The following is a 14,779-nucleotide window of genomic DNA, read 5'->3' as shown; positions in this document are numbered from 1 at the left end:
TTCCGGTCGTGCGGCATCGTCGCCATGTTGGGACGACGGGCCAGAGGCGGGAGAGGACATGTCATGAGCGGAGCTTCGGACAAGGACCCGATTTTCGGTGATGCGGCGTCAAGTGACGCGGTCGAACTGGTCGTGGTGCCTCGCACCGCGGATATCGGCGGGTTTCTCGTGCGCCGGGCGCTGCCGACCGCCAAGCGGCGCATGGTCGGCCCCTTCGTTTTCCTCGACCAGATGGGCCCAGGCGAATTTCCCTCCGGCGAAGGCCTCGATGTGCGGCCGCATCCCCATATCGGTCTTGCCACGGTCACCTATCTCTTCGACGGCGAGATCATCCACCGCGATTCGACCGGCGTCGAGGCCGCTGTGCGGCCGGGCGACGTCAACTGGATGACGGCCGGACGCGGCATCGCCCATAGCGAGCGCTCCAGCGACGCGTTCCGCCAAAAGGCCAATGATCGCCGCATCTCGGGCCTGCAGACCTGGGTCGCGCTGCCGAAGACGCATGAGGAGACAGCGCCGGCGTTCCATCACCACGATGGTGCGAGCCTGCCCGAAATCGAGGCCGGCGGCGCGAAAGTCCGCCTCATCATCGGCGAAGCCTGGGGCGAGGCCTCGCCTGTCGAGACGTTCAGCGACACCATCTATGCCGAATTGCTGCTCCAGCCGGGCAGCAGCGTTCCCATCGACCCGGCGCATGTCGAGCGAGCGCTCTATCTGTTCGAGGGCGAGATCGAGATCGCCGGCGATGTGTTCGAGGCCGGTCGCCTGCTCGTGCTGCGACCGGGCGATCCGATCACCGTCCGCGCCCGCACGCCGGCCAGGCTGCTGCTCGTCGGCGGCGCGCCGATGGATGGCCCGCGTCATATCTGGTGGAACTTCGTATCATCATCGAAGGAGCGGATCGATCAGGCGAAGGCCGACTGGAACTCCGGCCGCTTCGACAAGGTCTTCGGCGATGAAAGCGAGTTCATTCCGCTGCCGGAGTAGACATCTCCGGCGCGTGAGCGCTGCCGCTCACAGCGGCGCATAGTCGAGTTCGAGGAACTCGGCCACCTCCGGGATCCAGCGGTCGCGCACGAACGCGACGTGGTCGGGATGGGTGTTGTAGCCGTCATAGGCAGCCTGATCGGCGAATTCCATCGAGAAACCGAAATCGAACCCGTTCTTGGGACTCACCTGCCGAAGCTGCTCGAAGGCGGTGACGCCGGGAATATGCTCAAGCACACGTGCGTCGGCGAGAAAGGCGGCCTCGGCAGGCGAACCCTTTGCGTGGTGGAGACGGAAAGCGACCGTGTGACGGATCATGGACGGGGTCCTGAGATGTTGAGAGTTTCAGAAAGGCCGGCACAGCCTCACCGGGAGCCGACGAAAGGCCAAGTCACTTCAAACTGTCGAACCAGATCTTCCACTGCGCGACAGCCGTGGCAAACGTTCCCCGATGATCCGTCTTGCCTGTCGATATCGCCTCGACGGCGATGTTGCCGCCGCCGATACCCTGCTGGTAATTCATGGCGAGCTTGGCGAGGCCGACCGAGACCACCTCGTCGGACTCGCCATAATAGCTCCGCACCGGCGTCTTGATGATCCAGCGAAAGGCGTCCGAGGCGGCAGCAATGCGGCCATATGCACTTTCCGCAAAGAAGCTCGGATTGAAATATTCCGGCCGGATGAGCTTCTTGAGATCGGTTGGCAGCGCGCTGATATCGCTCGATTCGCGCTCGTAGATCTTGCGCGCCGCTTCGTAATAGTCCTCGCTGATGAACGAACGCGCGAGGCCGGGCATCCCATAATAATGCTCGAATGAGAAGCTCGACAGCACATAGAGGATTGAAATCCAGGAGGCGTCGTTCTCGCGGGGAAAATCGAGGAAGCCGCTCAGGAACGAATAAAGATCGGCCGGACCGCTGGCCGTCGACGCAGCCGTGACTTCGACGCCGGATTTCTCAAGCTTCTCGAGGAACGCCATCGTCACATAGCCGCCCTGCGACCAGCCGCCGAGAAAGAGCTTCGACGTCGAGATGCCCATGCTGCCCAGGACGGCGCGCGACGCCATCAGCATGTCGAAGGTAGCCTGCTGGTGGCTGCCCTTGACGCCGTAGCCTTCCGGCTCCTTCGAGGCACCCATCCCGAAATAATCGGCGCCAATGAGCGCATAACCCTGTCCGGCGAACTGGGCCAGCATCAGCTGGGTCTCCGACGAATTGTCCGGATAGGAGGGGACGTCTTCTTTTCCGTAGACCGTGCCATGCTGGTAGGAGACGAGCGGGACGCTCTTGGTCTCGGTATCGGGAATGGCGAGCAGGCCGGTCGCGACGATCGGCTTGTTGCCGCGCTCGGGAACGACCGAATGATAGGTGACGCGGTAGAGCAGCACGCCGTTGACCGCCGGCGTGTAGGTGACCGAAACACCGAACACCTTCGGCGCATCGATCGTGAGAATTTCGTTCAGCTTCGCTGCGTCCCAATGACCGATCGGCTCATAGGTCACGCCGGCCGAGACCGGGACGGCGTCCTCGGCATGCGCCTTGATCGACGGAGCCGCAAACAGCGCGACCAGAGCCGCCAGGACTGCGACACGGCGGGAAGGACGGAACATCAAGGACCCCCTGGGCCTGCGGCGAGCCCACTCTTGTGTCGCGCCAGTCGGCAGCGCCGGAGGGCGCCGAGAGTGCACGAGCTGGTCTGGTAAAAATGGCGAAATCTGCAGCCGCGCTGCAGCCCGCGGCGATCATCGATCCACGCTGCTGCCGAGGTCAAGCTGGAAACCGAGTATCGCGATGCTTCCCCACCCGTTGGCCCGGCTTTCCGCCCTGCGGGCCCGGGGTGGCGTCCACTTTTCCAAGTGATCACAGAGACATTGCGCGTGCCGGAAAGCCGTGGCTGCGTTGCCTCCTGCCTGCGGCTCGTGTAACCCTGTCGAAAGCAACAAGCCCAATTTGAAATGACCGGCAAGCTCGATACGCCCCTCCTCGACAGCGTCGTCAATCCACAGGACCTGCGGCAGCTTCCGGAAAGCGCGCTCTCCCAGCTCGCCGAAGAACTGCGTGCGGAGACGATCAATGCCGTCTCGGTCACAGGTGGCCATCTCGGCGCCGGACTTGGTGTCGTCGAGCTCACGGTTGCGCTTCACTATGTGTTCGATACGCCGCGCGACCGCATCATCTGGGACGTCGGACACCAAGCCTATCCGCACAAGATACTGACGGGCCGGCGGAAGCGCATCCGTACGCTGCGCCAGCCGGGTGGCCTTTCCGGCTTCACGCGCCGCGCCGAAAGCCCGTTCGATCCCTTTGGTGCCGCGCATTCGTCAACGTCGATTTCCGCCGGGCTCGGCATGGCCGTCGCCCGCGATCTTTCCGGCAGCGACAACGCCGTCGTCTGCGTGATCGGCGACGGCGCGATGTCGGCGGGCATGGCCTATGAGGCGATGAACAATGCCGGCGCGCTGCGCTCGCGGCTCATCGTCATTCTCAACGACAACGACATGTCGATCGCCCCGCCGGTCGGTGCGATGTCGGCTTATCTCGCGCGCCTCGTCTCCGGCCGGGCCTATCGCTCGATCCGCGAAGTGGCGAAGCAGCTCGCGAGCCACCTGCCCCGCTTCTTCCATGACAAGGCGAAGCGCACCGAGGAATATGCGCGCGGTTTCTGGACCGGTGGCACGCTGTTCGAGGAACTCGGCTTCTATTATGTCGGGCCGATCGACGGGCATAATCTCGACCATCTTCTGCCCGTGCTGCGCAATCTGCGCGATGCGCCGGACGGACCGATCCTGCTGCATGTCGTGACGCAGAAGGGCAAGGGCTATGCCCCCGCCGAAGCGGCGGCCGACAAGTATCACGGCGTCAACCGCTTCGACGTCATCACTGGCAAGCAGGCCAAGGCGACGCCGAATGCGCCGAGCTATACCCGCGTTTTCGCCGAGAGCCTGATCAAGGAGGCCGAGCGCGACGAGAAAGTGGTGGCGATCACCGCCGCGATGCCCTCCGGCACCGGGCTGGACCTGTTCGGCCAGGCGTTCCCCACGCGCACCTTCGATGTCGGCATCGCCGAGCAACATGCCGTCACCTTCGCGGCCGGCCTCGCCTCGGAAGGGTTCAAGCCGTTCTGCGCCATCTATTCGACCTTCCTGCAGCGCGGCTACGACCAGATCGTGCATGACGTTGCGATCCAGAAGCTGCCCGTGCGCTTCGCGATCGACCGCGCCGGCTTTGTCGGCGCCGACGGGCCGACGCATGCCGGGTCGTTCGACACCGGCTTTCTGACCGCCCTGCCCGGCATGGTGGTGATGGCGCCGTCCGACGAAGCCGAACTCGTCCACATGATCGCGACCGCGGTCGCCATCGACGATGCGCCCTCGTCCTTCCGCTATCCACGCGGCGAGGGTGTCGGCATTGAATTGCCGGCGCGCGGCGAGGTGCTCCCGATCGGCCGCGGCCGGATCGTCAAGGAAGGCTCCAAGGTCGCCATCCTCTCCTTCGGCACACGGCTCGCCGACGCGCTGAAGGCCGCCGAGGAGCTCGACGCCTACGGCCTGCCGACCACAGTGGCCGATGCCCGCTTCGCCAAGCCGCTCGATACCGCGCTGGTGCTGGACCTCGTCCGCAATCACGAAGTCGTGATCACGATTGAGGAAGGGGCCGGCGGTGGATTCAGCGCGCAGGTGCTGTCGTTCCTGGCCGGAGCTGGTGCCTTCGATCGCGGCCTCAAGATCCGTTCGCTGGTGATGCCGGACCTCTTCGTCGAGCAGGACAAGCCGGAATCGATGATTTCGCGCGCCGGGCTCGATTCGCGCGGCATCGTCGCGACGGTGTTCGAGGCGCTCGGCCGCGACAGCGAAGCGGCTGTGATCCGCAGCGCCTGATCAACCGGCGTGGCCGCTCGGCATAACGTGATTTTGCGCGAGCGTGGCCGAGCCGCTATCTCTTCGGCATGAGAGCCCCCCGCAAAGCTGTCCGCCGCCCGATCCATCGTTTCAGGATCGCCCTCTGGCTCGTCGTCGCCGTGGCAATCCTCGGTGTCGCAGCCTATGCCTGGCGCGCCGAGACCGGCGGCCGGCTGATGGCGAGCAGCATCGGCGGCCCGTTCAGTCTCATCGACCAGAAGGGAGAGCCGGTCACCGAGGCGGCCCTCAAGGGCCATCCTTCGCTGATGTTCTTTGGCTACACCTTCTGCCCCGATGTCTGCCCGACCACCCTGTTGCAGGCCTCCAACTGGCTGAAGGCGCTCGGTCCCGACGGCGATCGGCTGAAGGTGTTCTTCGTCACCGTCGATCCCGAGCGCGATACCGTGGAGCAGCTCGGCAACTATCTCCAGGCCTTCGACCCGCGCATCACCGGGCTGACCGGCCCGCGCGACAAGCTCGATCCGATGCTCAAGGCCTTCCGCGTCTATTCGAAGAAGGTCGGCGACGGCGACGACTACGCCATGGACCACACCGCCGCCGTTTACATGCTCAATGCCGACGGCGACATGGTTGGCACCGTCGACTACCAGGAAGACGAGACAACGGTGATGGCCAAGCTGAAGCGGTTGATGGCGGGCTGAACGAGCGCGTCGTAACGCTTCCTGCGGTCAAGCCGGCAGTTTCGGCGCGACGCGCGCGCGCATGAACGCCATATAGGCGTCCTCCGAGGTTTCGCGACGGGCGCGCACCAGCGGTTCAATGTCCTTGGTCGCGACATAGCGCAGCCGATCGGTTCCGTCGGTCGCGGCTGCAAAGATCACTTCCGCGACTTCGGCACTGGTAGCATTGGCCCGCCCCGCGCGCAGACCTGCGAACACTGCCTCCGCGCCGGCGATGAAGGGGTCATAATCCGCGATCCGCTCGGCACTCCCGGCCTCGACGGCGCTCCGCTCGCCGAATTTGGTGCTGGTGACGCCGCCAGGCTCCACGACCTTCACGGTGATGCCGACGGAGGCGAGCTCGTATGACAGCGATTCCGAGAAGCCTTCGAGCGCGAATTTCGAAGCCGAGTAAAGCGAGATCATCGGCAGCGCGAAGACGCCGGCGCCCGAGCTGACATTGACGATGACACCCGATCGATGAGCGCGAAAATGCGGGAGAATCGCACGCGTGACGTCCATCACGCCAAAGAGATTCACCGCGAATTGCTGCGCGATCCTGGCGGGAGGTGTCTGCTCGAAAACGCCGAAGAGGCCAAAGCCGGCATTGTTGACCAGAACATCGATGCGCCCGAACCGCTCGATCGCCTCGGCGATAGCGATCTCGATGCTGGACGGGTCTTCAACGTCGAGGCGCGTGACGAGGACGCCGTCGCGCGCGGCGAGCGCGCCTCCTGTCTCGGGTCTCCGCATCGTGGCGACGACATTCCAGCCGCGATCGGCAAAATGATGCGCTGCGGCTTCGCCGAAGCCGCTCGAGCAGCCGGTGATGAGGACAGTCTTGGGCATAGAAGGCTCCTTGGTCTGGAGCCTGGAATATCAGCCACGACGATTGATGTTATAATCCGTTCAATCTTGCATGGCAGGATGCAGCGGATTGAACAATGACGGCAGATCTCAGCCTGGGTGATCTCAACGCGGTCGCAACGGTGGCGGCCACTCTCAACTTCCGCGCGGCTGCGGTCGAACTCGGCATTCCGCCTTCGTCGCTCAGCCACGCCATCGCGAGCATCGAGCGCCGGCTCGGCGTGCGCCTCTTCAACCGAACGACTCGCAGCGTCAGGCTCACCGATGCAGGTGCCGACTTTCTGGAACGCATCAGGCCGGCGCTGCGCGAGATTTCCGAGGCGGTGGAGATGGTCAACCGCTTCCGTGCCACACCGGCCGGGCTCCTTCGCCTCAATGGATCGGAAGGCGCCTCCCAACGCGTCCTGCCGCTGGTGCTCGACTTTCTTGCCGCCTATCCCGACATGCGCGTCGATATCGCCAGCGATGGCCGGCTGGTCGATATCGTCGCGACCGGCTTTGACGCCGGCCTTCGCCTCGCCGAGGCCGTACCACAGGACATGGTTGCTGTGCCCGTAGGCGAAGACGAGGCATTCGCCGTCGTCAGCACGCCGGATTATTTCGCCAGCCGTCCGCCGCCGGTCGTCCCGGCGGATCTCCTCAGGCATGAGTGCATTCGAACGCGCATGGCAAGCGGCGCGATCCATCGCTGGGAGTTCGAGCGTCAGGGCGAATCCGTGATCGTCGATCCGCCCGGCCGGCTGACGCTTGGCAGCCATGACCTCAGCCTGAAAGCGGCGCGGGATGGCGCCGGGCTCGCTTATGTGACTGAGCGTTCGGCGCGGGAAGACCTCAGATCCGGCCGTCTTCAGCGTGTGCTCGGCGACTGGACGCCCGCCTTTCCGGGGCTTTGCCTTTATTATCCTCGTCAGCGACTGCCCTCGGCCGGGCTCGCGGCCTTCATCGCGCATGCGCGCAGCGCCCGGGAGCGGCGGCCCGAAGAGACTTAACGGGCCGGACCTTCTTCCTCATAGGCCATGAAGCGGATGATCCGCCACTGACCGTCGGTCTCCTTGCGGAAGATATCCATTCCGGGCTCGACCACCTTGATATCACCGGGTGTGACGGTCAGCGTCCAATCCAGTCTGACCATAGCGAGATCACCCTCGACGATGACTTCCTTGATTTCCGGCACGTATCGAAACTCGCGCGCCGGATCATCGATGGCGCGCGCAAGCAGGCGGCAGCGGGTTGTGTAGTTCGCCTCGCCTTGCCCGCGATAGTCCGAGATCAGATCCTTCGAAAAGAGATCGCAGATCTCGGCCTTGCGGCCGGCATTGAAGTCATCCGCCCATCGCAGAAGGCGCGCACGAATCGCAGCCGCGGAATCAGCCAGAGCCGGGCCGGAGCAGGCAGCCATGACGCCTGCTGCCAGCGTCACGGCCCGCAATGCCTGTCGCCATTCGTGCATCGGTGGTCCTTACCGAGGAAACGCCTTCTGCTGGAAGGCCGTGCGCTCGACCTTGTTGCTGATCGGCGGGATGGTGCGCAAGTAGGCGACGACCGCGTCGACATCCTCGGTGGTCATGTTCTTGTAATAGGCATAGGCCATCGGCGGCGACAGCCTGTGACCATCAGCTCCGATCCCGTCCGTGATCGCGCGCGCGATCTGCGCGTCGGTCCATGAACCGATGCCGGTATCCTTGTCAGGCGTGATGTTCGCGGTCATCACGGACATGCCGGGACCCAGCTTGATCTCGAAGCCGCCGGCGCCGAGATGGCCGGCGAAATCAGGCGCGCCATGCGGCCCGGCCGTGGTGTGGCATTCGAAGCAGTGGCCGAGCGCGTTCACGATATAGCCGCCATAGGCGACCTTGTCGGATTTCGGCGGCGCCGGCAGGCCCTTCGCGGGCGGCATGGTCTGCTGCGGAATGTTGTATTTCGCCAGCGGAATGGCGTTCTTGACCGGCTTCACCGTGCGGAGATAGGCGACGATCGCCTTCGCGTCATCATCCGACATGTTGTTGTAGGTCGGCACGGGCATCGGCGGGAAGATGATCCGGCCGTCCTTCTCCGCGCCCTCTCGTATGGCGTGGATGATCTCCTCGTCCGTCCAGCCGCCGATCCCGGTTTCCTTGTCCGGCGTGATATTGGCCGAATAGGTATTGAAGGCCGGCTCGTCGAAATGGAACCCACCGGCGAGCGTCTTGTCCATGATCGGCTTGAAATCCGGGCCGAGCGGCGTGTGGCAACTGCCGCAGGCGACCGGTCCTTTGACGAGATAGGCGCCGCGCGCAACGAGCGCGTCTGCAGCCGCGGCAGGGCCGATATGAAAGGCCAGGGCCAAGCCGGCGATAAAAGTCGAGAGCAGAGTCTTGTGGCGCATGAATTCCCCCGGATGCCTGACTTGCTGGAACAGTTCTTAACATTAAGCTTTGCGGACCGGAAGCCGATGCATGAACCTCTTTTGGAGTGACGATGCGGTTGCGACGACGTCTTGTCGTTTATTTGCATTGCAGCAAATTGGTGCCGCAACGCCGATCTGTCGCATCCCCGTTCGATGACGATGCTGGCAGTCGCCGCTATCCTCTAGGGATGGCGGTGCGAGATTGCGCCGTCGCGGAGACTGATCATGCGAATGCCTGCCATTCCGCTCGCTGTCCTTCTCGGTTTCAATGGTGGCTTCGTGGACACGGCCGGCTTTCTCGGCCTGCAGGGTCTCTTCACCTCGCATGTCACCGGCAATTTCGTGACGCTCGGCGCCTCATTGGTGCTCGGCACGTCAGGCGTCGTCACGAAGATGCTGGCGATCCCCGTCTTCATCGTCGCGGTCGGCCTGACGCGGCTTGCCGGCAATCATCTCGCCGACAACAAGCGCGCCTCCATGCCTGTCCTGTTCTCGGCCCAGGCCGTCCTGCTCGGGGTCTTCTTCCTGCTCGCCGTGACATTCGGCCCGTTCGCCGATGGCGACGCCCCCATGACCATGCTGGCGGGTCTGACCGGCGTCTGCGCCATGGCCATCCAGAACGCGGTGCAGCGGATGCATCTGTCCAGCGAACCGCCGACGACCATCCTGACCGGCACCACGACCCAGTTCGCGATCGATCTGATGGACCTCATCACCAAACGTCCCAGCATGGCCAGCCAGGATGCGCGGCGGCATTTCATGGCCTTCTTCCGCGCCATACTCTGCTTCGGTGCCGGGTCCATGCTCGCCGCCGCCAGCTTCTATTTCGTCGGCCTCGCCTGTCTGATCGTCGCGGTAGCAGTTGCCAGCTTCATCGCCGTCCTCAAGGCTCGCGACGTATCCGGCGAGACCGGCATGCTGATGTGACGGCGCGAATAAGCTTGCTTCGCCAAGGCATCCGCTTCATCTCTCCGCGACGATGAACAGCCCTTCAATCCATGACGGCTCGCTCCGCCTCGACCAGGCGCTGGTGGCGCGCGGCCTTGCGCCAACCCGCGCGCGCGCCCGTGACGCGGTGCTGCGCGGCCATGTGCGCGTTGACGGCAAGCCGGTCGCAAAGCCGTCCTTCACCGTTCCGCCCGAAGCGTCGCTGGCGCTCGATGACCCTGCCGCGCGCTATGTCTCGCGCGCCGCGCTGAAGCTCGTCGCCGGGCTCGGCCATTTCGGCTATGCCGCCAAGGACCGGATCGCGCTGGATATCGGCGCGTCTACCGGCGGCTTCACCGAGGTCCTGCTCGAGCATGGCGCGGCCAAGGTGCATGCCATCGATGTCGGCCGTGGCCAGCTCGATCCGCGTATCGCGGCCGACCCGCGCGTCCAGTCGCGCGAAGGGCTGAACGCGCGCGATCTCGTGGCCAGCGATCTCGGCGATCCGATCGAAGCGGTCGTTTCCGACGTGTCGTTCATCTCGCTCCGCCTCGCGCTGCCGCCGGCACTCGATCTGGCCGAGCCCGGCGCCTGGGGCATATTCCTCGTCAAACCGCAATTCGAGGTTGGCCGCGCCGGCATCGGCAAAGGCGGCATCGTCCGCGATCCCACGGCGGGTCCGGCAGCGGCCGACGCGATCGCCGCGTGGCTTTCAGCCGACATGGGCTGGGTGGTCGACGGCCTGATCCCCTCACCGATCGCCGGTGGCGACGGCAATCACGAGTTTCTGCTCGGTGCACGGAAAGCGAATCCCTGATGGCCGAACGGCTCTCCATCACATCCCTTGGTCATGAGGGCGACGGCGTCGCCGAACGGAACGACGCGAAGATCTTCGTGCCCTTCACCCTCCCCGGCGAGACCGTCGAGGCGGAGGTCATGGGCGAGCGCGGCAGACTGGTTTCGCTCATAGAAGCAGGGCCCGACCGGGTCACGCCGCCCTGCCGGCATTTCGGCACCTGCGGCGGCTGCAGCGTCCAGCATCTTGCGCCCGCAGCGTATGGCGACTGGAAGCGCGGGCTCGTCGAAACCGCCTTTGCCCAGCGCGGGATCACGGCCGATGTCGAACCGCTGGTGCCGCTTGCGCCCCACACGCGGCGGCGGGCCGTCTTCACCATCGAGCGCGACGGCGACCGCGCCATGCTCGGCTTCAATCGCCGCGACAGCCACGACCTTCTCGATATCGAGGAATGCCCGCTGACCGTGCCGGTGATCGAAAGTCGCCTCGCACGGCTGCGCACGCTCGCCGTGACGGTCCTGGCCCGTTCCAAGCGCGGCAAGATGATCGTGACCGCGACCGATACCGGCCTCGACGTCGCCATCGAAGGCGGCATCACGCCGCGCCGCACCGACTACGAATCGCTCGGTCGCAATGTCGCTGAGGGTTGGCTGGCGCGGCTGACGATCGACGGCGTGGAGATTGCCACCAGCCGCCAGCCGGAACTCCGGCACGGCGATACGGTGCTCTATCCCGCCGCCGGCGGCTTTCTGCAGGCAGCGGCGCCCTCCGAGCAGGCGCTGGCCGATCTCGTCGATGCCTCGGTCGGCAAGGCCGGGCCGGCCGTCGACCTCTTTTCCGGCATCGGCACGTTCACGCTCCGCCTCGCGCGCCGTTTCCCCGTTCTGGCGGTCGAGAACGACGCCAGCCTCTTGAAGGCACTCGACCGCTCGATGCGGTTCTCGAAGGGCATCCGAACCGTGACGACGCGGCGGCGCGATCTTTTCCTCAACCCTATGGCGCCGCCGGAGCTCAAGCCGTTCAAGGCGGTGGTGTTCGATCCGCCGCGCGCCGGCGCCAAGGCGCAATGCGAGATGCTGGCGAAATCCGCGGTGCCGCGGATCGTCGCCGTCTCCTGCAATCCGGCGACACTGGCGCGCGACGCTCGCATCCTGATCGATGGCGGCTACCGCCTCACCCGCGTCACGCCGGTCGACCAGTTCCTCTGGTCGTCACATGTCGAAGTGGTCGCGGCCTTCGAGAAAGGCTGATCAGCCCTTCTGCGCCCGATAGAGCACCGGCCAGTCGTCGATCATCACGCCGCGGCAATTGTCCATCGCCTGATAGGTCAGCGCGACGAAGCCCTTGCCGTCAAAGGCCCACTCGGTGAAATCGCCGCAATCGCCGAGACCGCGCCCCTTGAAGGCGGAATTCAGCGTCTTGCTGTCGTCATCGACATAGGCGTTCCAGAGCCAGGTCGGGTCATCGCCGTCGCCACCGCGCTTCATGCCGGGGACGATTGCATTCCACTTCTGCCCCGGCTTGCCGTCGACGAAGAGACGGAAGTCATAGGCAAAGTTATAGGCGCCCGTCGAGGCGCAGGCGCCCCATAGCGACGCGCCATTCGGCAGGGAGAAGGCCACATAAGGTTCCGTCCCGTCCATGCAGTCTGACGACGGCTTGGCGGCGGTCTTCGGCGCCTTCGGCAGCGGAGCCGTCATCTCGGAAACAGGCAGCGACGTGACCACCGGCAGCGCGGGAACCGGCGGGATCGTTTCAGCGCCGGCCGTGCCCTTCTTGACCAGCGCCGTGACCGTTCCGATGCGCTTCTGCGTATCGTCCATCTGCAGCAAGGCGGCCGAGGAGCCGGCCAGCGAGATCACCTGGCTGCTGAGCTTCTTGTTGCCATCATAGAGATCGAGCGTGATCTTCTTTGCTGAGCGCAACGCCGCGAGGAGTTCCGGTACGGCGTCGGGTGAAAGCGCGAGCCGGTAGAGATCACCGCTCTCGGCGAGCGGCAGCGTGCCGGTTGGCAAACCACCCTCCTTGTGGGCGTCGAGGGAAAGACGCACCGCGGGTGCCTTGGGCTTGGCGGTGGCATCATCAGGCGGATAAACCACGAACGCCACATCTGGCGCGGCATCGGCGGCGCCATCGCGCGCGATACGCAGATAGCCGGACAGCGAGCTATCGTCCGAGGTCATGCCGATGGCGACACAGGCGCGGGCATTGTCGCAGCCGATCACCCAGTCCTTGTAGTCCTTGAGTGCGCCGGCTGTCGCCTGATCGGCGAGCGCCGGCCCCGAAAGGGGCGACAAGGCGGTGGCTCCGAGCGCGGCTGCAGCGCACAGCATCGAGCGGAATGGGCGGATCGGCATATCGGTCTCTCCCTGGGTTTCGCTGGGCCGGCGGCAAGCCGGCCGGCCTCATTGAACGCCCAAAGGACTTAACCGTTCTGGCCGCGATGTCGCAAAAAGTGATCTGCGATGGCGCAAGCGACCATGGCCTCGCCGATCGGCACCGCGCGGATGCCGACGCAGGGGTCGTGGCGACCCTTCGTCATCACGTCCACCTCCTCGCCTGCTGCCGTGATCGAGCGCCGCGTCGTCAGGATCGACGAGGTCGGCTTCACCGCAAAGCGGGCAATGATCGGCTGGCCGGTCGAGATGCCTCCAAGGATGCCGCCGGCATGATTGGAGAGAAACAGCGGCTCGCCGTCATTGCCGATGCGCATCTCATCGGCATTTTCCTCGCCGGTCAAAGCAGCCGCGGCAAAGCCCTCGCCGATCTCCACGCCCTTGACGGCGTTGATCGACATCAGCAGAGACGCGATATCCTGGTCGAGCTTGGCGTAGATGGGCGCGCCGAGGCCGACCGGAACACCCTCGGCCACGATCTCGATCACCGCGCCCACCGACGATCCCGCCTTGCGAATCCCGTCGAGATACTCTTCCCAGACCACCGCCGTAACGGGATCCGGGCAGAAGAAGGGGTTGTTGTCGATCTCGTTCCAGTTCCAGCGGCTGCGATCGATGGCATGCGGCCCGATCTGCACCAGCGCGCCGCGAATGCTGACGCCAGGCACGACCTTGCGCGCGATCGCGCCGGCCGCGACGCGGGCAGCCGTCTCGCGCGCCGATGACCGGCCGCCGCCACGATAATCGCGGATGCCGTACTTCTCGTCATAGGTGAAGTCGGCATGGCCCGGACGGTAGCGATCTTTGATGTCGCCATAGTCCTTGGAGCGCTGGTCGACATTCTGGATCTCGAGCGCGATCGGCGTGCCGGTCGTGAGCAGCGTGCCGTCGTCCTGTGGCATCACGCCGGAGAGGATGCGCACCTCGTCCGGCTCGCGGCGCTGCGTCGTGAAACGCGACTGCCCGGGCCGCCGCTTGTCGAGCCAGGACTGGATCTCGGCTTCGGACACAGCGATTCGCGGCGGGCAGCCGTCGACGATGGCGCCGAGCGCCGGACCGTGGCTTTCGCCCCAGGTCGTCACGCGGAAGAGGTGGCCGAATGTGTTGTGCGACATGGATCGATCCCAAGCTTCAGCCACGGGTTCTAGAAAGCCTGCACGATGCCGTCAAACGCTGATGCCGCTGGACCGCAGTAAGACCGCCCTCAGCCCCGTACACTGGAACGAATTAAATCCACGATGTTTGATTATAAGCGTTGCTACGATCAGCCTGATCTACGATCACGCATTTGTGAGATTGCCCGTTTCGCGCGATCGAACCGACTGGTTTGATGCATTCTGGGGCATGAATTGCCTCATTTCGGCCCCCTGTGCCTCATGACGTGACGGTTTGAGCAATTTCAATGGCATGATCAGTCACATCCTTGTGACTTTCATCTTCAGCGCAGCAGGCCCATTTCACCGGTGTCGGCAACGGGCGCGGCGGATCGGTAGGGAACTGCTCCACACCCGCGTGAGCCGCACAAACGGGAATACGGAGTGAATACCATGCGTGGACTTATGATAGCTGCCGCTACGATCGGCCTCCTCGTTTCGGCTGGCTCTGCCATGGCCGCCCAGGAAGCCCAGGGCACCATCAGCCAGGTCAATCCCGCGACAGGCACACTGACGCTGCAGAACGGGCAGACCTACACGTTCTCGAATCCGACCGTGCTGATCGGTTTCATACCCGGCGAGAATATCGGCGTGACCTACACCGGCAACAATCAGGGCATCGGCGCGTTCGATCCGGACCGCGCTAACTGACTGACTGATACCGGCCTGCTGGAAACAGTCGACCCCT

At 64.7% G+C, this 14,779-nt stretch carries 15 protein-coding genes; 8 read left to right on the top strand and 7 right to left on the bottom strand.

All coding sequences use genetic code 11. The features are described 5' to 3' along the window. Nucleotides 1-63 precede the first annotated feature (63 nt). Nucleotides 64-987: a pirin family protein gene (locus LB518_RS00605; protein WP_224571867.1), complete on the top strand. Its 924-nt coding sequence runs from the start codon at nt 64-66 to the stop codon at nt 985-987. A gap of 27 nt (nt 988-1,014) precedes the next feature. Here LB518_RS00605 and LB518_RS00600 read toward each other — a convergent pair whose 3' ends face one another. Both LB518_RS00600 and LB518_RS00595 read right to left on the bottom strand, forming a co-directional pair. After that, nucleotides 1,015-1,305, bottom strand: a complete 291-nt coding sequence (locus LB518_RS00600; RefSeq protein ID WP_224571866.1) for a Dabb family protein — start codon at nt 1,303-1,305, stop codon at nt 1,015-1,017. Nucleotides 1,306-1,378: 73 nt separating this feature from the next. Beyond that, the gene (locus tag LB518_RS00595; RefSeq protein WP_224571864.1) at nt 1,379-2,596 is read right to left on the bottom strand and encodes an alpha/beta hydrolase family protein; all 1,218 of its coding nucleotides are present in this window, start codon (nt 2,594-2,596) and stop codon (nt 1,379-1,381) included. 345 nt (nt 2,597-2,941) lie between these two features. On the opposite strand from LB518_RS00595, the gene dxs reads away from it, so the two are divergent. Next, nucleotides 2,942-4,864: a 1-deoxy-D-xylulose-5-phosphate synthase gene (gene dxs, locus LB518_RS00590; RefSeq protein WP_224571862.1), complete on the top strand. Its 1,923-nt coding sequence runs from the start codon at nt 2,942-2,944 to the stop codon at nt 4,862-4,864. Nucleotides 4,865-4,932: 68 nt separating this feature from the next. Beyond that, nucleotides 4,933-5,547 carry an SCO family protein gene (locus tag LB518_RS00585; RefSeq protein ID WP_224571860.1) on the top strand — a complete coding sequence of 205 codons (615 nt, stop codon included), beginning with the start codon at nt 4,933-4,935 and terminating at the stop codon, nt 5,545-5,547. A gap of 27 nt (nt 5,548-5,574) precedes the next feature. Here the strand turns inward: LB518_RS00585 and LB518_RS00580 are convergent, their stop codons facing one another. Beyond that, the gene (locus LB518_RS00580) at nt 5,575-6,414 is read right to left on the bottom strand and encodes an SDR family oxidoreductase (protein WP_224571858.1); all 840 of its coding nucleotides are present in this window, start codon (nt 6,412-6,414) and stop codon (nt 5,575-5,577) included. Between the two features lie 95 nt (nt 6,415-6,509). Here LB518_RS00580 and LB518_RS00575 point away from each other — a divergent pair, with 95 nt between their 5' ends. Further along, nucleotides 6,510-7,421 (top strand): LysR family transcriptional regulator, encoded by a 912-nt coding sequence (locus LB518_RS00575; RefSeq protein WP_224571857.1) that lies wholly within the window; start codon nt 6,510-6,512, stop codon nt 7,419-7,421. Here LB518_RS00575 and LB518_RS00570 read toward each other — a convergent pair. Both LB518_RS00570 and LB518_RS00565 read right to left on the bottom strand, forming a co-directional pair. Next, nucleotides 7,418-7,882 carry a YybH family protein gene (locus LB518_RS00570; RefSeq protein ID WP_224571855.1) on the bottom strand — a complete coding sequence of 155 codons (465 nt, stop codon included), beginning with the start codon at nt 7,880-7,882 and terminating at the stop codon, nt 7,418-7,420. The genes LB518_RS00575 and LB518_RS00570 overlap by 4 nt on opposite strands. Nucleotides 7,883-7,891: 9 nt before the next feature. Beyond that, the gene (locus tag LB518_RS00565) at nt 7,892-8,797 is read right to left on the bottom strand and encodes a cytochrome c (RefSeq protein ID WP_224571853.1); all 906 of its coding nucleotides are present in this window, start codon (nt 8,795-8,797) and stop codon (nt 7,892-7,894) included. Between the two features lie 246 nt (nt 8,798-9,043). On the opposite strand from LB518_RS00565, the gene LB518_RS00560 reads away from it, so the two are divergent. The 3 genes from LB518_RS00560 to LB518_RS00550 are packed head-to-tail and all read left to right on the top strand — an operon-like array spanning nt 9,044 to nt 11,791. After that, the gene (locus LB518_RS00560) at nt 9,044-9,745 is read left to right on the top strand and encodes a YoaK family protein (protein WP_224571851.1); all 702 of its coding nucleotides are present in this window, start codon (nt 9,044-9,046) and stop codon (nt 9,743-9,745) included. Nucleotides 9,746-9,797: 52 nt separating this feature from the next. Then, nucleotides 9,798-10,562 carry a TlyA family RNA methyltransferase gene (locus LB518_RS00555; RefSeq protein ID WP_224571849.1) on the top strand — a complete coding sequence of 255 codons (765 nt, stop codon included), beginning with the start codon at nt 9,798-9,800 and terminating at the stop codon, nt 10,560-10,562. Beyond that, complete coding sequence (locus tag LB518_RS00550; protein ID WP_224571848.1) at nt 10,562-11,791, top strand: class I SAM-dependent RNA methyltransferase; 1,230 nt, start codon at nt 10,562-10,564, stop codon at nt 11,789-11,791. Before LB518_RS00555 ends, LB518_RS00550 begins: the two co-directional genes overlap by 1 nt. On the opposite strand, the gene LB518_RS00545 is transcribed toward LB518_RS00550, so the two are convergent. Together LB518_RS00545 and aroC are read right to left on the bottom strand one after the other, a co-directional pair. Then, a complete protein-coding gene (locus LB518_RS00545) occupies nt 11,792-12,898 on the bottom strand; it encodes a DUF1176 domain-containing protein (RefSeq protein ID WP_224571846.1) in 1,107 nt (368 codons plus the stop codon). It abuts the gene before it with no gap. A 68-nt stretch (nt 12,899-12,966) separates the two neighbouring features. Further along, complete coding sequence (gene aroC / locus LB518_RS00540) at nt 12,967-14,052, bottom strand: chorismate synthase (RefSeq protein ID WP_224571838.1); 1,086 nt, start codon at nt 14,050-14,052, stop codon at nt 12,967-12,969. Nucleotides 14,053-14,484: 432 nt separating this feature from the next. Between aroC and LB518_RS00535 the strand changes: the two genes are divergently transcribed. Continuing rightward, nucleotides 14,485-14,742: a DUF1344 domain-containing protein gene (locus tag LB518_RS00535; protein ID WP_224571836.1), complete on the top strand. Its 258-nt coding sequence runs from the start codon at nt 14,485-14,487 to the stop codon at nt 14,740-14,742. Nucleotides 14,743-14,779 lie beyond the last annotated feature (37 nt).

The organism is Mesorhizobium sp. BR1-1-16 (assembly GCF_020165495.1).
In the GTDB taxonomy this organism is placed as follows: domain Bacteria; phylum Pseudomonadota; class Alphaproteobacteria; order Rhizobiales; family Kaistiaceae; genus Kaistia.
Note: the sequence above shows the minus strand (reverse complement) of the source record. Positions and strands in the feature narration are given on the sequence as shown.